At 60.8% G+C, this 20,660-nt stretch carries 22 protein-coding genes; 15 read left to right on the plus strand and 7 right to left on the minus strand.

Features of this window, described 5'->3' with window-relative positions:
• The first annotated feature begins 56 nt into the window (after positions 1 to 56).
• Positions 57 to 308, plus strand: coding sequence for a hypothetical protein (locus ACJ8J1_RS10660; protein WP_033642017.1), 252 nt, complete (start codon positions 57 to 59; stop codon positions 306 to 308).
• On the opposite strand, the gene ACJ8J1_RS10665 is transcribed toward ACJ8J1_RS10660, so the two are convergent.
• The 3 genes from ACJ8J1_RS10665 to ACJ8J1_RS10675 form a co-directional block, all read right to left on the minus strand.
• Complete coding sequence (locus ACJ8J1_RS10665) at positions 299 to 847, minus strand: GNAT family N-acetyltransferase (RefSeq protein WP_033642018.1); 549 nt, start codon at positions 845 to 847, stop codon at positions 299 to 301. The two genes, ACJ8J1_RS10660 and ACJ8J1_RS10665, sit on opposite strands and share 10 nt — an antisense overlap.
• 95 nt (positions 848 to 942) lie before the next feature.
• Positions 943 to 1,674 carry a DUF2076 domain-containing protein gene (locus tag ACJ8J1_RS10670; RefSeq protein ID WP_033642019.1) on the minus strand — a complete coding sequence of 244 codons (732 nt, stop codon included), beginning with the start codon at positions 1,672 to 1,674 and terminating at the stop codon, positions 943 to 945.
• A gap of 107 nt (positions 1,675 to 1,781) precedes the next feature.
• The gene (locus ACJ8J1_RS10675; protein WP_033642020.1) at positions 1,782 to 2,585 is read right to left on the minus strand and encodes a helix-turn-helix transcriptional regulator; all 804 of its coding nucleotides are present in this window, start codon (positions 2,583 to 2,585) and stop codon (positions 1,782 to 1,784) included.
• 117 nt (positions 2,586 to 2,702) lie between these two features.
• Here ACJ8J1_RS10675 and ACJ8J1_RS10680 point away from each other — a divergent pair, with 117 nt between their 5' ends.
• Positions 2,703 to 3,473 (plus strand): class I SAM-dependent methyltransferase, encoded by a 771-nt coding sequence (locus tag ACJ8J1_RS10680; protein ID WP_033642022.1) that lies wholly within the window; start codon positions 2,703 to 2,705, stop codon positions 3,471 to 3,473.
• A 57-nt stretch (positions 3,474 to 3,530) separates the two neighbouring features.
• Here ACJ8J1_RS10680 and aqpZ read toward each other — a convergent pair whose 3' ends face one another.
• The gene (gene aqpZ, locus ACJ8J1_RS10685) at positions 3,531 to 4,226 is read right to left on the minus strand and encodes an aquaporin Z (RefSeq protein ID WP_033642023.1); all 696 of its coding nucleotides are present in this window, start codon (positions 4,224 to 4,226) and stop codon (positions 3,531 to 3,533) included.
• Positions 4,227 to 4,652: 426 nt separating this feature from the next.
• Between aqpZ and ACJ8J1_RS10690 the strand changes: the two genes are divergently transcribed.
• Positions 4,653 to 6,014, plus strand: coding sequence for an esterase-like activity of phytase family protein (locus ACJ8J1_RS10690; RefSeq protein ID WP_442520340.1), 1,362 nt, complete (start codon positions 4,653 to 4,655; stop codon positions 6,012 to 6,014).
• Positions 6,015 to 6,214: 200 nt separating this feature from the next.
• Here ACJ8J1_RS10690 and ACJ8J1_RS10695 read toward each other — a convergent pair whose 3' ends face one another.
• Positions 6,215 to 7,390, minus strand: a complete 1,176-nt coding sequence (locus ACJ8J1_RS10695) for a low temperature requirement protein A (protein ID WP_033642025.1) — start codon at positions 7,388 to 7,390, stop codon at positions 6,215 to 6,217.
• Between the two features lie 310 nt (positions 7,391 to 7,700).
• On the opposite strand from ACJ8J1_RS10695, the gene ACJ8J1_RS10700 reads away from it, so the two are divergent.
• Together ACJ8J1_RS10700 and ACJ8J1_RS10705 are read left to right on the plus strand one after the other, a co-directional pair.
• A complete protein-coding gene (locus ACJ8J1_RS10700) occupies positions 7,701 to 7,985 on the plus strand; it encodes a YdgH/BhsA/McbA-like domain containing protein (protein WP_033642026.1) in 285 nt (94 codons plus the stop codon).
• A gap of 240 nt (positions 7,986 to 8,225) precedes the next feature.
• On the plus strand, positions 8,226 to 8,783 hold the full coding sequence (locus ACJ8J1_RS10705) for a class I SAM-dependent methyltransferase (RefSeq protein ID WP_033642027.1): 558 nt from the start codon (positions 8,226 to 8,228) through the stop codon (positions 8,781 to 8,783).
• Here ACJ8J1_RS10705 and ACJ8J1_RS10710 read toward each other — a convergent pair whose 3' ends face one another.
• Positions 8,784 to 9,245, minus strand: a complete 462-nt coding sequence (locus tag ACJ8J1_RS10710) for a GNAT family N-acetyltransferase (RefSeq protein ID WP_033642028.1) — start codon at positions 9,243 to 9,245, stop codon at positions 8,784 to 8,786.
• Between the two features lie 216 nt (positions 9,246 to 9,461).
• On the opposite strand from ACJ8J1_RS10710, the gene ACJ8J1_RS10715 reads away from it, so the two are divergent.
• From ACJ8J1_RS10715 to aroL, 4 genes are all read left to right on the plus strand, one after another.
• Complete coding sequence (locus ACJ8J1_RS10715; RefSeq protein ID WP_033642029.1) at positions 9,462 to 10,577, plus strand: ABC transporter substrate-binding protein; 1,116 nt, start codon at positions 9,462 to 9,464, stop codon at positions 10,575 to 10,577.
• The gene (locus tag ACJ8J1_RS10720; protein ID WP_033642030.1) at positions 10,570 to 12,693 is read left to right on the plus strand and encodes a TonB-dependent siderophore receptor; all 2,124 of its coding nucleotides are present in this window, start codon (positions 10,570 to 10,572) and stop codon (positions 12,691 to 12,693) included. The genes ACJ8J1_RS10715 and ACJ8J1_RS10720 overlap by 8 nt, the downstream gene beginning before the upstream one ends.
• 53 nt (positions 12,694 to 12,746) lie before the next feature.
• Positions 12,747 to 13,265 carry a GNAT family N-acetyltransferase gene (locus ACJ8J1_RS10725; RefSeq protein WP_033642031.1) on the plus strand — a complete coding sequence of 173 codons (519 nt, stop codon included), beginning with the start codon at positions 12,747 to 12,749 and terminating at the stop codon, positions 13,263 to 13,265.
• A gap of 109 nt (positions 13,266 to 13,374) precedes the next feature.
• A complete protein-coding gene (gene aroL, locus ACJ8J1_RS10730; protein ID WP_033642032.1) occupies positions 13,375 to 13,899 on the plus strand; it encodes a shikimate kinase AroL in 525 nt (174 codons plus the stop codon).
• A gap of 36 nt (positions 13,900 to 13,935) precedes the next feature.
• Here aroL and ACJ8J1_RS10735 read toward each other — a convergent pair whose 3' ends face one another.
• Positions 13,936 to 14,679 (minus strand): helix-turn-helix domain-containing protein, encoded by a 744-nt coding sequence (locus ACJ8J1_RS10735; RefSeq protein WP_033642033.1) that lies wholly within the window; start codon positions 14,677 to 14,679, stop codon positions 13,936 to 13,938.
• 96 nt (positions 14,680 to 14,775) lie between these two features.
• Here ACJ8J1_RS10735 and ACJ8J1_RS10740 point away from each other — a divergent pair, with 96 nt between their 5' ends.
• The 6 genes from ACJ8J1_RS10740 (at position 14,776) to ACJ8J1_RS10765 (ending at position 20,605) form a co-directional block, all read left to right on the plus strand.
• Complete coding sequence (locus ACJ8J1_RS10740; protein WP_033642034.1) at positions 14,776 to 15,180, plus strand: nuclear transport factor 2 family protein; 405 nt, start codon at positions 14,776 to 14,778, stop codon at positions 15,178 to 15,180.
• Positions 15,181 to 15,227: 47 nt separating this feature from the next.
• Positions 15,228 to 15,428: a YaiA family protein gene (locus ACJ8J1_RS10745; protein WP_004940491.1), complete on the plus strand. Its 201-nt coding sequence runs from the start codon at positions 15,228 to 15,230 to the stop codon at positions 15,426 to 15,428.
• A gap of 144 nt (positions 15,429 to 15,572) precedes the next feature.
• Positions 15,573 to 16,073 carry an RNA polymerase sigma factor gene (locus ACJ8J1_RS10750; RefSeq protein WP_033642035.1) on the plus strand — a complete coding sequence of 167 codons (501 nt, stop codon included), beginning with the start codon at positions 15,573 to 15,575 and terminating at the stop codon, positions 16,071 to 16,073.
• A 76-nt stretch (positions 16,074 to 16,149) separates the two neighbouring features.
• Positions 16,150 to 17,103, plus strand: coding sequence for a FecR family protein (locus ACJ8J1_RS10755; RefSeq protein ID WP_033642036.1), 954 nt, complete (start codon positions 16,150 to 16,152; stop codon positions 17,101 to 17,103).
• A 157-nt stretch (positions 17,104 to 17,260) separates the two neighbouring features.
• The gene (locus tag ACJ8J1_RS10760) at positions 17,261 to 19,960 is read left to right on the plus strand and encodes a TonB-dependent receptor (RefSeq protein ID WP_033642037.1); all 2,700 of its coding nucleotides are present in this window, start codon (positions 17,261 to 17,263) and stop codon (positions 19,958 to 19,960) included.
• A gap of 78 nt (positions 19,961 to 20,038) precedes the next feature.
• Entirely contained in the window at positions 20,039 to 20,605 is a 567-nt protein-coding gene (locus ACJ8J1_RS10765; RefSeq protein WP_033642038.1) for a heme acquisition protein HasA, read from the plus strand.
• The last annotated feature ends 55 nt before the right edge of the window (positions 20,606 to 20,660 follow it).

A 20,660-nucleotide genomic window follows, 5' to 3' on the forward strand; every position in this document is an offset into this window, starting at 1 on the left:
GAAATATCAGCACTCCAGCTCCATATAATGGGGCATTCAGCCAACAAGGAGCGCGTATGGGAATCAGTGAAGAAGAGCACATCCGCCGTTTGACCCAAGAGAAAAACGACATGGGCAATACGGCGAAATGGGTGGCGATCGTTTCCGCCGTCTACTTTGCCTTGATGGTGTTTTATGGCCATCCAACCGGCGTATTGGCGATGTCGGGCGCGGTATTCATTGTCTCTACCGCCACCTGGTTGAAAAAGCGCCAGAAGGTCAAATCTTACCGCATGGCGTTGGCCAAAATCAGCGACGATCAGCCCTGATAGTCGCAGCGCTTTAGCGTATACACCAGGCTCGGCGCCGCGCCGGGCACGTCATCCAGTGTATCCACCCGCTGCATGCCGATCTTTTCCAGCACTCGCCACGACGCCTGATTCTCCGCACGCACAATGGCGGAAATCTCCTCCAGCGCCAATCCGGCAAAACCGTATTGCAGCGATGCCCGCGCCATCTCGGTGGCCAATCCCATGCCCCAAACGCGAGTATCGAAGCGATAGCCGAGGTTCACGGTGCGCTGCGCCCCGAGCGGTTTCCGGGACAATCCGCCAAAGCCGATAATCCAATCCGGCCGTTCGCGCAGAGCGATCGCCCAGGAACCGTAACCGTGTTGTTGCCACCCGGAAATCCTCTCTTGCAGCGCCGCTGCGGCCTGCGCTTCGCTGGTGAGTGGACCGGCGGGATTGAAACGCTGCGTTTGCGGATCGCCGAAGATGGCGTAGAAACGCGCGAGATCCGCCATCACCGGTGGGCGCATCTGCAGGCGTTCGCTGAAGAAAGGAGTGGAAGGATTAAAGCTTGTCATCGTTTCTCTCTGCTGGATAAATGAACAGTGTTCACTGTAGACCAGAATGGCGAAACGGGAAATCCCCCTCTGCGGGTGAGAGGGGGCGAAGGGAATTACAGGAAGGAGTCGTCGTCGTCGCTGTAATCGTCGTCGGCGTAGTCCGTGTCGTCCTGATAGTTGGCGTTCTGGAAGCCGTTGTCCTGGTTGAGGAAGCTGCCGCCATCGCCGTTGTTGAAGGTATCCAGGTTGTTGGAGGCGTCGAAATTGCGCATTGCGCTGTCGTCCAGCGGCGCCGGGGTTTCCTCGATAATATTTACGATTTCCTGTGGTTGCGAATGGCGGAACATGCCGGTCAGCATGTCGGCCAATACCACGCCACCGGCGACGCCCGCCGCCGTTTGCAAGGCGCCTCCCAGGAAGCCGCCGGCGCGTGAAGGCGCCGCCTGCTGCGGTGGGGCATAGGCCGGTTGCTGCGGCTGCTGCGCGTTGTTCCAGGCCGCCGTATTTTGCTGCTGCGCCTGATACTGTTCGCGCGGGCTTGGCGTACTGCGGCTGCCGCCGCCGAACAAGCCGGCCAGGAAGCCGCCGCTGCTCTGCTGGCCGTTGGCGGTTTGCTGCAGCTGCGCCACCTGGGCCTCCAGCTCTTTGACCCGCTGATCCATCTGCTTGAGCGCCGCTTCCTGAATAATCATCGCCTGCGCCATGTAATAAGGGGCGGAAGGCTGCTCGCGAATATGCTGGTTGATTTGCTGCTCTGCCTGGAGATCCCGTGGGCCCGTCTTGGTCTCGGCTTCTTTCAGGCGGCCAAACAGACCATCGATAAGGCGTTGTTCTTCGGATTGCATAGGAGTACCTCAGGAGATAAATAACGGTGCTGGATGATCACTATCATCGGTATCAATTACCCTAGCGCGTTTACATGAACCAATAAATAAATGGCGGGTAAACCTGCCTATGAATTTGTTACCAATTGCGGCAGCGGGATCAGCATCACCAGCTTCAGACCGGCGTGCTCCGCCGGATGGAAGGTGAGTTGGCGATAGCGCAGCGCGCCTCGCTGAGGATGCTCGAACGCTCTTTCGCCGCCTTCGCGCGCCATGACGTCATGTTGCTTCCACCAGTGATTAAAGTCCGCGCTGTTGTGCGTCATGTTGCGCACGAAGGCGCGCATCTCTTCGGTATTTTGATGATGGCTGGTCTCGGCGCGAAATTCGGCCACCACGCGGCGCGCGCGCTCTTCCCAATCGCTGACCAGCGTTTTCGCCAACGGGTGGAAGAACATGAAGTGCAGCAGGTTGGGGCTGTTGGCCACATCCAGCCAGCCGCTGAACAGCGCCGCCGCCTGCGGGTTCCAGGCGACGACGTTCCAGCTCACGTCCAGCAGATAGCAGGGCACCGTCATCTGATGCACGCTTTGCAGCACCGCGTCATTGGCGGTTTCTCGGTGCGCTTCCTGCTCGGGGTCGGCGATACGCGCCAGGGTAAACAGGTAGTGGCGTTCGGCCGGGCCGAGCCGCAGCGCTTTGGCGATGCGCGCCAGCGTGAAAGGGGAAATGGACACCTCGCGGCCCTGTTCGATCCAGGTATACCAGGTGGCGCTGATGCCGCTGATTTGCGCCAGCTCTTCGCGGCGCAGGCCGCTGGTGCGGCGGCGCGAAGAGCTGGGCAGGCCGATCATTTCCGGCGTGATGCGTTCGCGGTGCGCGCGCAGAAACGCGCCGAGGGCTTTTGGCCCGGATAAGGCTTCTGATGACATAGCATGGTACCTATTTATACCAGGATAACTGCTCATATTGTACCCGTATAGTAGCCTGATTATAGTAGCCGAAAGCCTTCAGGCACAGGCGCAAGCCGGATAATAACAGGAGCAAACATGAGCAACAGCAACAGCCATAACAATGCGGTAGACCGGCAGTTCGGCGAGCAGGCCAACGCCTATTTAACCAGCGCGGTGCATGCGCAGGGCAAGGATTTGCAACGTCTGGCGCAGTTACTGGCGCCGCACGCCGAAGCGCGCTTGCTCGATCTGGGCTGTGGCGCCGGGCATGCCAGCTTCACCGCGGCGGCCAGCGTAGCGCAGGTGGTGGCCTACGATCTGTCGGCGCAAATGTTGGCGGTGGTGAAGCAGGCGGCGGCGGAAAAAGGCCTGAACAACATTCAGCAGCAGCAGGGCGTGGCGGAGTCTTTGCCGTTTGAGGATGCCAGTTTCGATCTGGTCATCAGCCGCTATTCGGCGCACCACTGGCGCGATGTCGGTCAGGCGCTGCGCGAGGTCAGGCGGGTACTCAAACCGGGCGGCAGCGCGATCTTTATGGACGTGGTCTCGCCAGGGCACCCGCTGCTGGATATCTACCTGCAAACCGTGGAAGTGCTGCGCGACACCTCGCACGTGCGCAACTATGCGCCGGGCGAGTGGCTGACGTTGCTGACCGAGGCCGGGCTGGTGGTACGCGAGGTGACGTCGGATCGATTGACGCTGGAGTTCGGCAGTTGGGTGGCGCGTATGCGCACGCCGGCGCATTTCGTCACCGCGATCCGCGCGCTGCAGCAAAGCGTGTCGCAGGAGGTGGCGGAGCATTTCGCCATCCAGCCGGACGGCTCCTTTACCAGCGATATCATGATGTTTGAAGTGACGAAGGGCTGAAAGCAACGGGGCAGCCGATGAAGGCTGCCCCGTGAAACGCGATCGACTGCGATACGCTTATTTTTTGTCTTCCAGCAGGCAGCGGTAGATCAGGCCGCCGATAATGCCGCCGACCAGCGGCACCAGCCAGAACACCCACAGCTGCTGCAGCGCCCAGGTGCCCTGGAAGATCGCTACGCCGGTGCTGCGCGCCGGGTTGACGGAGGTGTTGGTCACCGGGATGCTGATCAGGTGGATCAGCGTCAGCGTCAGGCCGATAGCCAGCGGGGCAAAGCCTGCCGGCGCGCGCTTGTCGGTCACGCCATGAATAACGATCAGGAAGAAGGCGGTCAGCACCAGCTCAATCACGATTGCGGCTTGCAGAGAGTAACCGCCCGGTGAGTGTTCGCCGTAACCGTTGGAGGCGAAACCGCCTGCCGTGGCGTCGAAACCGGCTTTGCCGCTGGCGATCAAATACAGCACCGACGCTGCGGCGATACCGCCGATCACCTGTGCGATAACGTAAGGGATCACGTCTTTCGCCGCGAAACGGCCGCCGGCGAATAAGCCGACGGTGACCGCCGGGTTAAAATGCCCGCCGGAAATATGGCCGACGGCATAGGCCATCGTCACTACGGTCAGACCGAAAGCGAGCGCGACGCCGAGGAAACCAATACCCAGCTGTGGGAATGCCGCTGCCAATACTGCGCTACCACAACCACCAAACACCAACCAAAATGTGCCAAAAAATTCAGCAAAAAGTCGCTTTGACATAGATTCCATCCTGCGGAATAGACTAACGGGCGTTAGCACTAAAAACTATAGAACAGCTTTTTAAGTTCATGCAGATATTCTATAGAATTTTCTTAATGCACCTTGAATAACGGCGGTATTAAATCCCTGACATTTTATTTTGTCTATGAGAAAAACACCGTTTTTCGCCGTGTTGACGCGCGTTTGCCGATTTTTTTATCTTTGCTATAAGAATTTACCCTAAGCAAAACGGCGGGCTATTTCCGGGCGGTTTTTTCCAGCGGCTTTCTCCATTCAATACGCTCAGGTTAATTGCTAATTTCTATTTGCCAGCCAACCTTATTGCCTGATGTGCATTTGACGAATTGCCTATTGTCATCTAAGTGTCATGCTAAATTAATATCGTCTTCTGCCTGACAACGCTTCATTTAACCTCGGGTAAAAAATATGAAAATAAAATCGCTCTCCCTGCTGTTGGCTTCACTGTTTCCGGTATTGGCTCACGCTGCCGACATTGAGGTGGCGCGTTATGTGGTCGGCTTCCCCGGCGGGGAACGCGTCGCCTATCAGGGGGCGTTCGCCAAGCATTTCCCGCAGGGATTGCCGGTAGGGATCGGCTCCGGATTGATGTTCAACAAGAAGCAGGGCGACGATTTGGTGCTGACGACGCTGACCGATCGCGGCCCGAATGCCGATGCCCCGGCGGTGGGCAAGCAAGAAGCCAAAATTTTCGCCAACCCGCAATTCGTGCCTCTGTTGATGGACATTCGTATCGGCGGCGGCAAGGCCGTGGCCGAGAATGCACGGCCCTTGCATGACGAAAAAGGGCCGATTAGCGGGCTGCCGTTGCCGGGCGAGCTAATTGGCTCCACAAATGAAGTGGCGTTGAATGACGTGTTGCAGCCGCTGTCCGGCGATCGCCGCGGGTTGGATACCGAAGGCATTACCGGTGACGGCAACGGTGGCTATTGGCTGTGCGATGAGTACGGCCCGTTTCTGATCCATGTTGACGGCAACGGTAAAATTCTCGCCAAATACGGCCCAACGCCGCAGGCCGGTGAGCAGGCGGTGGCGAGCGGGTTACCGAACATCTTGAAATGGCGCCAGCCTAACCGCGGTTTTGAGGGGCTGACCCGGATGCCGGATGGGCGCATTCTGGCGGCGGTGCAGAGCACGCTGGATGTCGATGGCAAAAGCAAAAACAAGGCGCAGTTTACCCGGCTGGTGAGTTTCGATCCGCGCAGTGGCAAAACCGCCATGTACGGCTATCCCATCGATATCGACAGTTATAAAAAAGCCAAAGACGCCAAAATTGGCGATGTCGTGGCGTTGGACAACCAGCGCATCCTGTTGATTGAACAGGGAACCGGTAAAGATAAGTCGATGATCAACAAGATCTATCTGGTGGATCTCGCGCAGGCCAGCGATCTGAGCGCGTTTGACGGCCAGGGTAAAGCGCTGGAGTTCGACGATGCGAAAGATCTGGCTAAACGCGGCGTGAAGCTGGCGCAGAAACGGGAAGTGGCGGATCTGCGTCAGTTGGGCTGGCGCCAGGAGAAAGCGGAAGGGTTGGCGCTGATCGACGATCGCACGCTGGCGGTGATCAATGACAACGATTTCGGCTTGCAGGCCACGCTGGTGGATGCGTCGCCAAAGAGCAAGAAAATCGGCGACTATCAGCTGGAGAAAGGAGGGCGGTTGAGCCTCGACGGTGACAAAACCGACGCCCACATCGAATTGCGCCCTCTGGAGCAGCCGGAATCGCTGAGTGAGCTCTGGGTGCTCACCTTGCCGCAATCCTTGAAGTGACCGATATCGGGGGCGATTGCGCCCCCGTCAGACCGTTGACAAAGGAGGGAAAAACGTGGTTTTTCCTCCTTTGTGGCCATCAGTCGAAAATCAATAAATTGATTTTCCTTGTTTTTTTATCCGCTGCTCTCTGCAAACCCGGTAATGGCATGAGGTTTGTCATCAATCTCACATTGGGGGCGATTGCGCCCCCGTTTGATTCAGGCTTGCGCGTGCCGCTGCGGCGCTTTGCCGCGCGAGATGCTCTCCCACGCCGCCACCACCACCATGATCAGCGTCGTCAGGCCATTGACCATCAGCAGGTCGGTTAAATAGGCGATCGGGGCCAATACCGCCAGCGCCAGCAGCCCGACCAGATGCGACAGCGGGAAGCGGCGATACACCAGCCGTTTGTACAGCGCGTTGGCGAACAGGTAAATCGCCGGGCCGAGCAGCAGCACCGCCGCCGTGGCGTGTTGGATGCGGCCGTCGGGATGGGCGATCACCAGCTCGTTGGCCACGGCGCAGACGATGATCGCCCCCACCAGCGCGACGTGCACATAATGGAAATAAGCGCCCAGCTGGCCGGGATTTTCCGCCTGGCTGATGGCGTGGCTGCCGGCTTTGCTGCTGGTGTCGAAGTAAACCCACCACATCGCCAGGCTGCCGAGAAAGGCCACCAGCGAAGCGATGAGCACCGGCAGGCTCCAGCTTTCCATTTCGCTCAGGGTGGCGCCGGTGATCAGAATGGTTTCCCCCAGCGCCACGATCACGAACAGCTGGCAGCGCTCCGCCAGATGGTGGCCTTCGATGGTCCATTCGCTGCTGCTGTCCGAGCGCCCCAGCACCGGCAGGCGAAAACCGAACATCGGCGAGACGTATTCGCACAAGACGGCGATCGCCCACAGCGCCAGGCGAGCATGGCCTTCCGCCAGCCCGCCGGCGATCCAGAAGACGGCGGAGATGCACAGCCAGCCGAGAATGCGGCGAAAGTTATGTTTTAACGGATGATCGGGCGCCAGCAGGCGCAATACCGTGGCGGAGCGCCCGACCTGAATGGCGACGTAGAACAGGGCGAAGATCAGACCGCGTTCGCCAAACGCCTGCGGCAACGCGGCGGCGGCGAACAGCCCCAGCAGCATGATCGCGAACAGCAACAGGCGGATCTGGCGGGTATCCGGATTGAACCAGTTGGTGACCCAGGCGGTGTATTGCCAGGCCAGCCAGACGGCGAACCACAGCAGCAGGGTTTCCAGCGCGCCGGTCAGCGTCAGGTGATGCAACAGATAGTGGGAAAGTTGGGTCACGGCGAAAACGTAGATCAGATCGAACAGCAGCTCGGAAAATGAGACCGACGCGCCCTGACCGTCACGCACGCGCAGCAGGTTTTGCGACATAAGCGTTCTTCCTTAAAAGGGTAAGCCACAAAATTCAGCGTAGCTCAGCGCGCTCCGGCGGGTAAAAAATCTTAAATAGACGCGGCGCGCATTCTTTATCACGCGCCGTCTTTAATTGTTCATCAAATAGGGGTAAGGTGAAGCCTATAAAGTCATTCTCGCCTGAAAATACACACCCGCTCTCACTTCCTCCTTATTCTCCTCACAATGATTGATGTTCTTTACGTTGCATGACGTCCGTTTTCATTGGCTAGCGGATAATTAACATCACTGACAACGAGCGAATAAACAAGAACACCTGGAGTCAATCATGAAATTTATCCCAAGCATCGCAGCCGTATTGATCGCCGCCGCTTCATTTTCCACTTTCGCCGCGCCGCTGTCGTCGGTAAAACAGGTCAACAGCGAGCAGGCCGCCAATCTGCAAAGCCTCGGCGTCGTGTCGGTTTCCGGCGTTAGCGGCTCACCGCATGACGCCATCACCGCCCTGAAAGAAAAAGCCGCGGCGGACGGCGCCAGTCATTATCGCATTATCGGTCTGGACACCCCCGGGGACTCCAGCAACTGGCGCGGCAATGCGGAAATTTATCGCTAAGCGTTAGCTTTTTACCCTCTGGCCGCGGCAACGCGGCCAAAAAAATAAACGGTCGCAATAATTATCTGAACGGTCGGCGCATAAACCGCTTATTCTCAGATCATTATTGCGACCGTTTTTCTTTGCGCGCCGCTGACAAGGTTGCATTTTATTACAACTGTGTCCGCCGCTTTCGGAATCATGTTAATGATTACTTAAGAAATTCGGCTCACATTGAGGGCTTAACCCAAGGAGGCCTCAATGTTAAATGCGACCCGACTGCAACTGATGAATCACTTCGCTTACCTGCAGCAATTTATGGCTTCACCGCGCACCGTCGGTACGCTGGCGCCTTCTTCCCCGTGGCTGTGTCAGGCGATGCTGAATCAGGTTGAATGGACCCGGGCGCTGTCGATCGCGGAACTGGGCGCGGCGGACGGCGTGCTGACCAAACGCATTCTGGGGCGGATGCGCGCCGATGCGGCGCTGGAGGCCTTCGAGATCCAACCCCATTTCGTGCATCGGCTGCGCGGGATTGACGATCGGCGGCTGCAGGTGATGGGCCATTCGGCGACCCGGATGGCCACGGATTACGACGTGGTGTTTTCCTGCCTGCCGCTGCTGTCGATCCCGGTCAGGATCAGCGTGCGCATTCTTCAGCAGGCCCGGCAGCGGCTGCTGGCGCGCAACGGCACGCTGGTGCTGTTCCAATACAGCCACCTGTCGGAAAAATTGCTGTCGCGCTATTTTCACTGGAAGCGCCTGCGGGTGGTGCGCAACTTCCCGCCGGCGCTGGTGTATGTCTGTACGCCGCGTTAGCTACAGTTTTTTCTCCATCACCACCACCTCTTCGTCATGCTGCCGCCGGCGCTCCAGAGGTTGCCAACCCCAGCCGGCGTACAGCGCTTCCGATTTGTCGGTAATGAGATGCAGAACCGAGTGATGGCGCTGCCGCGCCGCCTCGACGATGGCCATTTCAAGACGGCGGGCGATGCCCTTGCGGCGGTGATCGGGATGCACGAAGACGCCGGCCAGCCACGGGGTGAGATCCTGGCGCTGATGGTCGTCGCTGGGCCATAGGCTGGCCATGCCCACCGGACGATCGCCGTCGATCATCATCAGCGTCAGGTGGTCGTCGCCCGGTCGGCTGCATTGGGCGAAACGCAGCTGGGTGCGCTCCAGCGAGCCGCCGCGCTGTGAACCCCACTGGCCGAATGCCCAGGCGGCGCACACATCGGCAAACTGCGGGCAATCCGACAGCGGAATGATGCGTTGAGTCATGGAGGTCTCCCGGTTTTTAGCTGTTTCCCCGTTCTATTTAACCGATTTCCCCGCCATTTTTTTAACTTTTTAAAGCCGTTATTTTAGCGGTTTCGCCGTGTTTGCCGCACACCCGGCGCCGTTTCCCGGATTTCTTTTGGCAATGGCGGCGCGGGATTGCAAGTGCTAATGAGAGTGATTATCATGCGCACATTATTTCCCCCTTTCGGCTCAATCATGCGCAATTTCCTCATTTTACTGCTGCTTTCTCTGTGGTTCGGCGTGTTCTCCGCCCAGGCGAAGACGGTGACCGATATCACCGGCCGTCAGGTTGTGGTGCCGGACAATCCGCAGCGCATCGTGGTGGGGGAGAGCCGCATGTTGTATACGCTGGCGCTGCTGGAGCCGGGCAACCCGGCGCAGCGCATCGTCGGCTGGCCGGCGGATCTGGCGCGTTTCGATGCGCAAAGCTGGCAGCTTTATACGCAGCAGTTTCCGCAGATAGCCCAGATCCCCGTCATCAGCGGCAATAACTTTCGCCAGGTCAATGTCGAAAGCCTGCTGCAGCTGAAACCGGATCTGGTGATCCTGGCGCGCTATGCGCGTGAAGACGGCGACAACGATCGGTTGGTTTCTGCGTTGAACAAGGCCGGCGTGGCGGTGATCTACGTCGATCTGCGCATCGATCTGCTGAACAACACCGTGCCGAGCGTACGGCTGCTGGGCGACGTGCTCAATCGCCAGCAGCGCGCTGAGCAGTTCATCGCGTTTTATCAGCAGCATATGGCTGTGATTCAGCAGCGGCTGGCGGGCTATCAGGGGCCGAAGCCCAAAGTGATGCTGCACCTGCATCTGGGGCGGCGCGACACCTGCTGCACCACCGCCGCGCATGGCAACCTTGGCGATCTGCTGACCTTCGCCGGCGGCGACAACATCGCCAACGCCAGCGTCAAAGGGGTGTATGGCGAGCTGAACCCGGAAACCATTCTGAGCGCCAATCCCGACGTGTACCTCGCCACCGGCATGGCCGGGCCGCAGGGCAAACGGCTGTCCGATCTTCGCCTCGGGCCGCAGGTCAGCCGCCAAGAGGCCGCCGACAGCTTCCGCCGGCTGATCGCCAAACAGCCGATGCTGACCAACCTGCAGGCGGTGAAAAACCACCGCGCCTGGAGCGTCTGGCACAACTTTTACCTCAGCCCGTACCACGTGGTGCTGGTCGAGGTGTTCGCCAAAGCGTTTTACCCGGATCTGTTCGCCGACATCAACCCGCAGCAGACCTTCCAACAGCTTTATCAGCAGTTTTTGCCGTTACCTTTTTCAGGGACCTATTGGAGTCAGTTAGATAATGAATAACAACAAACGCGGTTGGTGGTGCGCATTGCCGTTGGCGGCCTGCGCGACATCGCCGACGTGGGCGGCGGAAAAAACCGCGTCGCAGGAAGAAAGCCTGGTGGTGATCGGCCGCAAAGACGTCGACGGCGTGCAGAGCTATCAGCCGTTGACGAGCGTCACCGGCACCCGCAGCGAAACCAATCTGCTGAACGTGCCGCAGGCGATCGACGTGGTGCCGCAGCAGGTGATTGCCGATCAGGCGGTCAGCAGCCTGGATGAAGCGCTGTACAACGTCAGCGGCATTACCCAGGCCAACACGCTGGGTGGCACCCAGGACGCAGTAATGAAACGCGGTTTCGGCGACAACCGCGACGGCTCCATTCTGCGCGACGGCGTGCGCTCGGTGCAGGCGCGCAACTTCACGCCGACCACCGAGCGGGTAGAGGTGCTCAAGGGGCCGGCTTCGATGCTGTACGGCATGGGGGAACCGGGCGGCATGATCAACATGATCACCAAAAAACCCCAGCTGCAGCAGCGCACTCATGTGGAAGGCTGGGGCAGCAGCTTCAACGGCGGCGGCGGTCAGCTCGACGTTACCGGGCCGCTCGGCACGTCGGGCTTCGCCTATCGCATGATCGTCGATCACGATGAAACCGACTACTGGCGCAACTTCGGCCGCAACCGCCAGACGGTGATCGCGCCCTCGCTGATGTGGTATGGCGAGAACACCACCGTGCGGCTGGCCTACGAGCATATGGAATATCTGGTGCCGTTCGATCGCGGCACCATTATCGATTCGCGCACTGGCAAACCGGTGAATACGCCGCGCGATCGCCGTTTCGACGAAGCCTATAACGCCACCCGCGGCGATCAGGACAGCGTCACTCTGCAGATCGATCAAACGCTCAACGAGCGCTGGAAAAGCTCGCTGACCTACGCCTACAGCCGCAACAGCTACAGCGACAATCAGGCGCGCGCCACGGCGCTGAACCCGGTGACCGGCGTATTGAGCCGCCAGGCCGACTCGACCGCCCATGCCGTCAGCCACGCCAATGCGGTGCAGCTGACGCTCAATGGTGACGTGGATTGGGGCAGCATCAACCACCAGATGCTGTTCGGCTTCGATTTTGAAGATAACCGTACCTACCGCGGCGACATGATCCGCGGCAAAAAGAACAGCGATTTCAATATCTATCATCCGGTATACGGCCTGATGCCACCCTCGACCGCGGTCAGCGCCAAAGACAGCGATCAGCGGGAAAATCTCACCAGCTACGGCTGGTTTATGCAGGATTCCATCCAACTGACCGATAAATGGCTGGTGATGGGCGGGCTGCGCTACGACGCTTTCGACGTCTATGCCGGCAAGGGGCGGCCGTTCCAGACCAACACCGACAGTTCGGACGGCAAGCTGGTGCCGCGCGCCGGGGTGGTGTACAAGCTGACGCCTTACGTGTCGCTGTACAGCAGCTATACCGAGTCGTTCAAGCCTAACTCCTCCATCGCCACCCAAATTGGTTCGCTGCCGCCGGAACAGGGCAAGTCGTGGGAAGTCGGCGGCAAGCTGGCGCTGCCGAACGGCGTCACCGGCACGCTGGCGCTGTTCGACATCACCAAGCGCAACGTCATGGTCAATGAGCTGGTGGAGGGCGAAACCGTGACGCGCACCGCCGGGCGCGTGCGTTCGCAGGGCGTGGAGCTGGACGTGGCCGGTAACCTCACCGACTCGCTGAGCCTGATCGGTTCCTATGCGTATACCGACGCGCGCGTGGTGGACGATCCGGACAACAAGGGCAAAGAGATGACCAACGTGGCGCGCCATACCGCCTCGCTGTTCCTGACCCAGAACCTGGGCAGCCCCGGCCTGTACAGCGGCGATGAGATGCGTATCGGCGCCGGTGCGCGCTACGTGGGCCGCCGCCCGGGCGATGCCGCCAACAGCTTCAATCTGGATAATTACACCGTTGCCGATGCGTTCGCCGCTTACACCATGCCGATCAACGGCTATCGGGTGAAATGGCAGCTGAACGTGAAGAACCTGTTCGATAAAACCTATTACCCGTCCAGCGGCGGCAATTTGCGCGTGGCGGTGGGGGAACCGCGTGAGGTGGTGCTGCGCGGCAGTATCGATTTCTGAGCCGCGGGCGGTGAAATTTGCTTAAATAACCGCCCCAACGTTAAGGAGAACCCATGAGCCTGCAAATTCGTTTGGCGCAGCAGCGGGATATCGCGCATCTGATGGCGGTTGAACGCTCGGCGGCGCAGCTGTTTCGCCAGCAGCCGGCGTGGCGCTTTATCGCCGAAGGCGAGGTGATGAGCCCGCAACAGCACGCCGCGTTTATCGCCGAACGCCGTGAATGGCTGGCCGAAAGCGACAACGGCGAGTGCGCCGGTTTTATCGCCGTGCAGGCTCAGGGGGAAGACTGGCATATCGCCGAATTGTCGGTCGCCGGCGCCTGGCAACGGCAGGGCGTCGGCCGCCGCCTGATCGGGGCGGTGGCGGAAGAAGCCAAACGCCAGGGCGCCGCTCGCCTGACGCTCACCACCTTCATTGACGTGCCGTGGAATGCGCCTTATTACCGGCGGCTGGGGTTCCGGCCGCTCGACGACGCGCGGCTCACGGCCGCCTTGCGGCGGCATCTGGATGAGGATCTGGCGCACGGCTTTGCCGCTGGCAGTCGCTGTGCCATGGAATTTACACTATCGTAAATATTGAAATACAGAGTGGGCGGGGTATGATGCTGCCACCACGCCATCGCACCCGCTCGGTATTTTGGTATGCAATGCACTCAAGTCACCGCATAAGGGACAACCCGTAATGACACAAACCCTGTTCATGATAGGCGCTCGCGGAGCCGGCAAGACCACGGTAGGCAGCGCATTGGCGCTGGCGTTGGGCTATCAGTTCGTCGATACCGATCTGTTTATGCAGCAGGCGGCGCAGATGAGCGTGGCGGAAATGGTCGAGCGCGAGGGCTGGCTGGGGTTTCGTCGCCGCGAGACCATCGCGTTGCAAACCGTGACCAAGCCGTCAACTATAGTTGCCACCGGCGGCGGGGCGATCCTGGCGGAGGAAAACCGCCAGTTTATGCGCCAGCATGGCACCGTTATCTACCTGCGCGCGCCGGCCAGCGTGTTGGCGCAGCGGTTGGAAGAGTACCCGGAAGATGCGCAGCGCCCGACGCTCACCGGCAGGCCGATCGCCGAAGAGATGCTCGAGGTGCTGGCCGCGCGTGAAGCGCTGTATCAGGATGCCGCGCATTACGTGATGGACGGCGCCGCCGATCCGCAACGGGTGGTGGAGCAAATCCTCGCGGTGCTGCCGCGTGAGACGGTGAAATAACCTTTTCTTCTCTTCGGGCGCTGGGCGCCCGTTTTCCTATTCCGTTTGCCGAGCGGCCGCAAAGTACGCCCCGGGCGTGACGCCGAAGCGGCGGCGAAAGGCGGCGATGTAGGCGCTGACGTTGTCGTAGCCGCAGGCGTCGGCCACCTCGGCGACCGCGGCGCCGCGTGATAATCCCTCCAGTGAACGCAATACCCGCGCCTGCTGGCGCCACAGCGCGAAGCTGATGCCGGTTTCCTGCACAAAGCGGCGGCTCAGGGTGCGCGGGCTGAGCCCGGCCCAGTCGGCCCAGTCGCGCTGGCTGCGCAGGCTGGCGGGATCGTTCAGCAGCGCCCGGGCGATGTTCAGCAACCGGGCGTCCTGCGGCAGCGGCAATTGCAACGGCGCGCGGCTTGCCGTGTGCATTTCATCCAGCAGCACCTGCAGCAGCCGCCGTTGCGGCGCACTCAGTGGGCCGGCGGGGAACTGCGCGATGCGCTCCACCAGGGCCTGCAACAGCGCAGAGGCCGTGAACAGCTGCGGCTGCGGCGGCATTTCCGGCACGCTGTCCACCGGCAGATACAGACTCCAGCCCACTACGTCGCCACAGGCCAGCGCCTGATGGGCGCATCCCGGCGGCAGCCAGCCCAGCGCACCGCCGGTGATCGCCCACTGCCGACCCGGGAGTTCCAACGCCAGCATGCCGCGCGTCAAGAGATAGATCTGGCCGCCTTCGTGCCGGTGCCAGGGCGTCAGGTGCTTTTTTTCATGCTGAAGGCGTTGGCTGTGGATCTGCATCATGTTGGCCGTTTAACGTTATTGAAAGTCTTGATGTGGTTATTATGCCATCGCCTGGCCGGGATAGGATCGCCATTCACCCTATTTCGGAGAAACGTGATGACTCAACTTACCCCACTGAGCCTGGTGCTCGATACGCTGCAGCAGGTCGTCGCCAGCCCGGAGCATCGGCCGACGCAGCTTGCCGCCCGTTTTAGCGCAGACTACCGCCAGCAGGTGGATGGCAAGGTGCTGAACTTCGAGCAGTTTGAGCAACATATGGCGCTGCTGAAACGGCAAACCCGCCGCATGACGCTGAGCGTGATCGCGGCGGCGGAGCAGGGCGAGGCGGTGCTGACCCACCATCTGGTCGAGGTGGAAAAGCGCGATGGCTCTTGCAGCCGCGTGCGGGTGCTGGCGCACTTCACCGTGCGTGAAGGCCGCATTTGCGCCTGCGACGAACTGACCGAGCTGTTGGCGGGCGCACCCGGCGATCGCGATCTTGGCTCGCGCGTGTCGGAATGAGGGCGGCTGCTATACTTGCTACTGTGTGAAACACACGGGAGAACGGCATGCGCGAAAATGATCAACCCGCTTATCCACGGAGCGCCCGCGTCGTAGAGGTGTTTCGGGGCGACCCGAACCTGCATCTGCGCCGTTTTGAAGTGCGCACCGACGACATTGAGCCGAATACGCTGCTCAGTGAACATGAAACCGAGCAGGAAGCGCTCGACGCCAAGCACCGCTATGAAGACGAGGCGCTAGAGCTCTGACCTGCAGCCCAGCGGAAACCGGCGCCAGGCCGGTTTCCTGTTTATCCCCGCCCTAACACATATTTCCCAGAACAATATTGATAATGATAATCATTTATGTGATTTTTATCGCCCCTATTGGGTGTTTCACTTCTGGGAAAAGAGATGTCCAATTCCGAGTTGCAGGCGCTGTTTTTGCGCCATATGCGGCCGCTGCAAGCCTATTTGAACGCCAAACTGCGTGACCCTCAGCTGGCCGCGGATTTGGCGCAGGAAAGTTTTACCCGTCTTACCGAGCAGTATCCGCAGGGTAACATTCTCGATATCGAGGCCTACCTGTATAAAACCGCCAAAAATCTGATGCTCGACCATCTGCGGCAGCAGCAGCGGCGGCAAACCGAAGCGGTAGAAGACGACATTCTGGCGCAGTACCCCTCCGGCGAACCGGCGCTCGAACAGCGGGCGATCGATGGCCAACTGCTGCAGCTGTTGCAACAGGCGTTGGCGGGCATGCCGCCGCGCACGCAGCAGATTTTCCGCCTTAACCGGCTCGATGGCTTGACCCAGGCGCAGGTGGCGACGCAGCTGGGGGTGTCGCTCAGCACGGTGGAGAAACACTTGGCCAGCGCGCTGGAGCGGCTGATGGCGCGGATGGGCGAACAATAATGGCAATTTTTTTACGGGTTTATCCGCCCTCAGACGTCTTAACCTATAACCAGAAAAAACAGGGGTCTACGTCATCATGAAACCGTTAACCGCACAGGTGCGACAGCAGGCGGCGGCCTGGGCCGTATGCCTGGCCGAAGGGGCGCTGCCCGACGATCGGCGGCAAGCGCTGGACGCCTGGCTGGCCGATGATCCGCAGCACCCGGCGGCGCTGCGTCAGGCTCGCCTGCTTTGGGCGACGCTGGGGCAGCTGCCGCCAGAGCAGCGGCAGGCGCTACAGCCGCAGGTGGCGGCGCTGAAAACGCCCTCTCGCCATCGATGGCCCCGCTGGGCGGTGGCGGCTGCGGTGGCGATCGCCGTTTCCTTCGGCGTTTATCGCGGGCCGGATCTGTGGAGCGGCCTGCAGGCGGATTATCAAACCGTTCGCGGCGAGGTGCGCGAAGTCGCGCTACCGGACGGCAGCCGGGTGGCGCTGGACAGCGGCAGCGCGATCGCGCTGGCGTATTCTGCAGACGAGCGCAAGGTGCGGCTGCTGCGCGGTACCGCCTATTTTATCGTCGCGCCGCTGGGCGGGTCGGAACGTCGCCCGTTCAGGGTGGAGGCGGAAAACGGCGTTACGCAGGCGCTGGGCACCGAGTTCAGCGTGGCGCGCACCGGGCAGGGCGTAGACGTCAGCGTGCATCAGCACAGCGTGCGGGTGACGCTCGAGCGCGGCGAGCGCTCGCTGGTGGTCGCGCAACGTCAGGCGGCGCATTACCGCAGCGGCCTGCTGTGGCTGACGAGGCAAACGGCCGGCGATGACGCCTGGCGGCGCGGCTGGCTGGTGATCGACCGCCAACCGCTGACGCAGGCGCTCGCGCAGCTCAATCGCTATCGCGAAACCCGCATCGTGGCGGTCAATCCCGCGCTAAGAGCGCGCACGGTGAGCGGCGTGTTCGCGCTCAATAAACTCGACGACGGCGTCGGCGCCATTCGTCAGGAACTCTCCGCCCGCCAACTGAATCTCCCCGGCATCACATTGCTTTACTGAGCGGCTAAAGGCGGGCCGGGATGCCCGTTTCGCCGCTATTTTCACTTTCTGTAAAAAATCTTTACGGGTTTTTGCCTCCCGGAACGTCCTTATGTTTAAACGAGATTGATTTCCATTATCACTTAGTTTGGCATTCTTTCGGGTGGAACACACACGCATGTTTATTCACAAGGGAACCACGCCGGCCGGCCGATTGGCCACGGCGGTACGCGCCGCGCTGGCGGCGATGATGCTGACTCAGCCGGCGGTAGCGCTCACCGCCCAGGCTGATGCGAGCAGCGCGCAGGCCGCACAGCAAAAGAATTTCAACATTGCGGCGCAGCCGCTGCAGAGCGCCATGTTGCGCTTCGCCGAGCAGGCCGATATGCAGGTATTTTTCGACGAGGTGAAGCTCGACGGCATGCAGGCGGCGGCGCTGAACGGCAGCATGAGCGTTGAACAGGGCCTGCGGCGCTTGATTGGCAACAATCCGGTGGCTTTCCGCCTGCAGCCGCAGGGGCAGATCGTATTGAGCCGGTTGCCAGCGGCAAACGGCGACGGTGGCGCGCTGGCGCTGGATAGCCTGACGGTGTTGGGCGCCGGCGGCATCAACGCCAACGATTGGGTTTACGACGAACCGCGCTCGGTCAGCGTCATCAGCCGCGAACAGATGGATAACCGCCCGGCGCGACACGCGGCCGATATTCTGGAGCAGACGACGGGGGCCTATTCCAGCGTCAGCCAGCAAGATCCGGCGCTGTCGGTCAACATCCGCGGCATACAAGACTATGGCCGGGTGAACATGAACATCGACGGCATGCGGCAGAATTTTCAAAAGAGCGGCCATGGCCAGCGTAACGGCACCATGTACATCGATTCCGAGCTGCTGTCCGGCGTGACCATCGACAAGGGCACCTCCGGCGGCATGGGCAGCGCCGGTACGCTCGGCGGTATCGCCACCTTCAATACCGTCAGCGCGAGCGATTTCCTGGCGCCGGGCAAAGAGCTGGGCGGCAAGCTGCACGCCAGCACCGGCGATAACGGCACCCACTTCATCGGCAGCGGCATACTGGCATTGGGCAACGAAACCGGCGATATCCTGCTGGCCGCCAGTGAACGCCACCTCGGCGACTATTGGCCCGGCAACAAGGGCGATATCGGCAACATTCGCATCAATAACGACACCGGCAATTACGATCGCTACGCCGAGAGCATCAAGAACAACAAAATCCCCGACACAAATTACCGCATGCACTCGCGGCTGGCCAAGGTGGGCTGGAACCTGCCCGCCAATCAGCGCCTGCAGCTGAGCTATCTGCAGACCCAGACTGCGTCGCCGATCGCCGGCACCTTGACCAACCTGGGCACCCGCCCGCCCTATGAACTGGGCTGGAAGCGCACCGGTTACAGCGACGTGATGGCGCGCAATGCGGCGTTCGACTACAGCCTGGCGCCGGAAGGCGTCAACTGGCTCGATTTTCAGGCCAAGCTGTATTACGTCGATACTCAGGACGACAGCGACACCTACAGCACCAGTACGCTGCTGGACAACGGCTACGCGACGCGCACTCGTCTGCGTACCTATGGCGCGCAGGCGCAAAACACCTCGCGCTTCAGCCTGGCGCCGGGGCACGACTTCCGCGCCAACTACGGGCTGGAGTTCTATTACGACAAAGCGACCAGCGACTCTTCCCGCCAAGGCATGGAAGGGGTGACGCCGGCCGGCAACCGTTCGGTAGCCAGCCTGTTCGCCAACCTGACCTACGACTACGACGGCTGGCTGACGCTGGAGGGCGGGCTACGTTACGACCGCTATCGCCTGCGCGGCCAGACCGGCCTGAGCTATCCGGATTTGGCTAAGGATGGGCAACGCTACACGATTGACAATCCTTGCAAAGCGCTGCGTCTGACTGGTTGTTCAACCACCACCCGCGAGGATTGGGACGTGGATCGCGATCAGGGCAAACTGTCGCCGACGCTGGCGGTGGCGGTGCGCCCCGGCGTGGAGTGGCTGGAGCTGTATTCCACCTACGGCAAATCCTGGCGGCCGCCGGCGATCACCGAAACGCTGACCAACGGCAGCGCGCACAGTACCTCCACGCAATACCCCAACCCGTTCCTGCAGGCCGAACGCTCGCGCGCCTGGGAAGTCGGGTTCAACGTGCAGCAGCCGGATCTGTGGTTTGAGGGCGATCGGCTGGTGGCCAAGGTGGCCTACTTCGACACCAAAGTGGATAACTACATCAACCTGGCGATAGACCGCAATAAACCGGGGCTGGTGCAGCCGAGCATCGGCAATGCCGCTTACGTCAACAACCTGTCGAAAACCCGCTTCCGCGGGCTGGAGTACCAGCTCAACTATGACGCCGGGGTGTTCTACGCCGACCTGACCTACACCCACATGATCGGCAAAAACGAGTTCTGCTCGAACAAAGCCTGGCTGGGAGGACGCCTGCGCTATGGCGACGGTTCGCGCCGCGGCAACTTCTATGTTGAACCGGATGCCGCGTCCAATGATGCCGTCACGTGCGACGGGGGCTCGCAGTTCGGCACTGCCGCCTATCTGCCGGGCGATCGCGGCTCGGTCACGCTGGGCGGCCGCGCTTTCGATCGCAAGCTGGACGCCGGGGTGACCGTGCGCTTCGCGCCGGGCTATCAGGACAGTTCGGTGCCGTCCAACTACCCGTACCTGGCCGACTGGCCGAAGTACACCCTGTTCGATCTGTATGCCAGCTACAAGCTGACCGACAGCCTGACGCTGCGCGGCTCGGTGGAGAACCTGACCAACCGCGCCTACGTCGTCAGCTACGGCGAGACGCTGGCCAACACGCTGGGGCGCGGCCGCACCGTGCAGGGCGGGGTGGAATACCGTTTTTAAGCAGTAAAAGGGCGTTGCTCATTCTTGAGCACAAGGGCGGCCTCGCAAGGGGCGCCATTCATCAATGGAGATAGAGAAATGGCATTTTCAGTCAACTATGACAGCAGCTTCGGCAGCTACAGCATCCATAACTATCTGAACGAGTGGGCGTCGTCATTTGGCGATATCAACCACACCAACGGTAACGTCACCGACTCCAACAGCGGCGGCTTCTATGGCGGCAGCCTGTCCGGCAGCCAATACGCCGTGACCAGCACCGCCAACAACGTTACCTCGTTCGTGGCGGGCGGCAACCTGACCTACACCTTGTTCAATGCCCCGGCGCACACCCTGTACGGCCAGCTGGATTCGCTGTCGTTCGGCGACGGCCTGAACGGCGGCGGCTCCACGCCGTACAACATCCAGGTGCCTGACGTCAGCTTCGGCGGCCTGAACCTCAGCAGCCTGCAGGCGCAGGGCCACGATGGCGTGGTGCACCAGGTGGTGTACGGCCTGATGTCCGGCGATACCGGCGCGCTGGAAACCGCGCTGAACGGCATCCTCGACGACTACGGCCTGAGCGTCAATTCCACCTTCGATCAGGTGGCGGCGGCGACGGCGGTGGGCGTGCAGCATGCCGACAGCCCGGAACTGCTGGCGGCCTGATCGCGGCCGTTTGCCCGCCGGCGCCGCGCGCCCCGGCGGGCATTTTCTCGTTTTT

Origin of the sequence: Serratia sp. CY37869, assembly GCF_052168895.1 — a bacterium.
In the GTDB taxonomy this organism is placed as follows: Bacteria; Pseudomonadota; Gammaproteobacteria; order Enterobacterales; family Enterobacteriaceae; genus Serratia; species Serratia ureilytica.

Bases quoted from the DNA above. Each gene is read 5' to 3' on its own strand.
- aroL (WP_033642032.1), top strand. From the start codon at position 13,375: ATGACACAAACCCTGTTCATGATAGGCGCTCGCGGAGCCGGCAAGACC.
- ACJ8J1_RS10725 (WP_033642031.1), top strand. From the start codon at position 12,747: ATGAGCCTGCAAATTCGTTTGGCGCAGCAGCGGGATATCGCGCATCTG.
- ACJ8J1_RS10760 (WP_033642037.1), top strand. From the start codon at position 17,261: ATGTTTATTCACAAGGGAACCACGCCGGCCGGCCGATTGGCCACGGCG.
- ACJ8J1_RS10720 (WP_033642030.1), top strand. From the start codon at position 10,570: ATGAATAACAACAAACGCGGTTGGTGGTGCGCATTGCCGTTGGCGGCC.
- ACJ8J1_RS10690 (WP_442520340.1), top strand. From the start codon at position 4,653: ATGAAAATAAAATCGCTCTCCCTGCTGTTGGCTTCACTGTTTCCGGTA.
- ACJ8J1_RS10665 (WP_033642018.1), bottom strand. From the start codon at position 847: ATGACAAGCTTTAATCCTTCCACTCCTTTCTTCAGCGAACGCCTGCAG.
- ACJ8J1_RS10740 (WP_033642034.1), top strand. From the start codon at position 14,776: ATGACTCAACTTACCCCACTGAGCCTGGTGCTCGATACGCTGCAGCAG.
- ACJ8J1_RS10660 (WP_033642017.1), top strand. From the start codon at position 57: ATGGGAATCAGTGAAGAAGAGCACATCCGCCGTTTGACCCAAGAGAAA.
- ACJ8J1_RS10750 (WP_033642035.1), top strand. From the start codon at position 15,573: ATGTCCAATTCCGAGTTGCAGGCGCTGTTTTTGCGCCATATGCGGCCG.
- ACJ8J1_RS10745 (WP_004940491.1), top strand. From the start codon at position 15,228: ATGCGCGAAAATGATCAACCCGCTTATCCACGGAGCGCCCGCGTCGTA.
- ACJ8J1_RS10765 (WP_033642038.1), top strand. From the start codon at position 20,039: ATGGCATTTTCAGTCAACTATGACAGCAGCTTCGGCAGCTACAGCATC.
- aqpZ (WP_033642023.1), bottom strand. From the start codon at position 4,226: ATGTCAAAGCGACTTTTTGCTGAATTTTTTGGCACATTTTGGTTGGTG.
- ACJ8J1_RS10670 (WP_033642019.1), bottom strand. From the start codon at position 1,674: ATGCAATCCGAAGAACAACGCCTTATCGATGGTCTGTTTGGCCGCCTG.
- ACJ8J1_RS10700 (WP_033642026.1), top strand. From the start codon at position 7,701: ATGAAATTTATCCCAAGCATCGCAGCCGTATTGATCGCCGCCGCTTCA.
- ACJ8J1_RS10680 (WP_033642022.1), top strand. From the start codon at position 2,703: ATGAGCAACAGCAACAGCCATAACAATGCGGTAGACCGGCAGTTCGGC.
- ACJ8J1_RS10705 (WP_033642027.1), top strand. From the start codon at position 8,226: ATGTTAAATGCGACCCGACTGCAACTGATGAATCACTTCGCTTACCTG.
- ACJ8J1_RS10715 (WP_033642029.1), top strand. From the start codon at position 9,462: ATGCGCAATTTCCTCATTTTACTGCTGCTTTCTCTGTGGTTCGGCGTG.
- ACJ8J1_RS10710 (WP_033642028.1), bottom strand. From the start codon at position 9,245: ATGACTCAACGCATCATTCCGCTGTCGGATTGCCCGCAGTTTGCCGAT.
- ACJ8J1_RS10695 (WP_033642025.1), bottom strand. From the start codon at position 7,390: ATGTCGCAAAACCTGCTGCGCGTGCGTGACGGTCAGGGCGCGTCGGTC.
- ACJ8J1_RS10735 (WP_033642033.1), bottom strand. From the start codon at position 14,679: ATGATGCAGATCCACAGCCAACGCCTTCAGCATGAAAAAAAGCACCTG.
- ACJ8J1_RS10675 (WP_033642020.1), bottom strand. From the start codon at position 2,585: ATGTCATCAGAAGCCTTATCCGGGCCAAAAGCCCTCGGCGCGTTTCTG.
- ACJ8J1_RS10755 (WP_033642036.1), top strand. From the start codon at position 16,150: ATGAAACCGTTAACCGCACAGGTGCGACAGCAGGCGGCGGCCTGGGCC.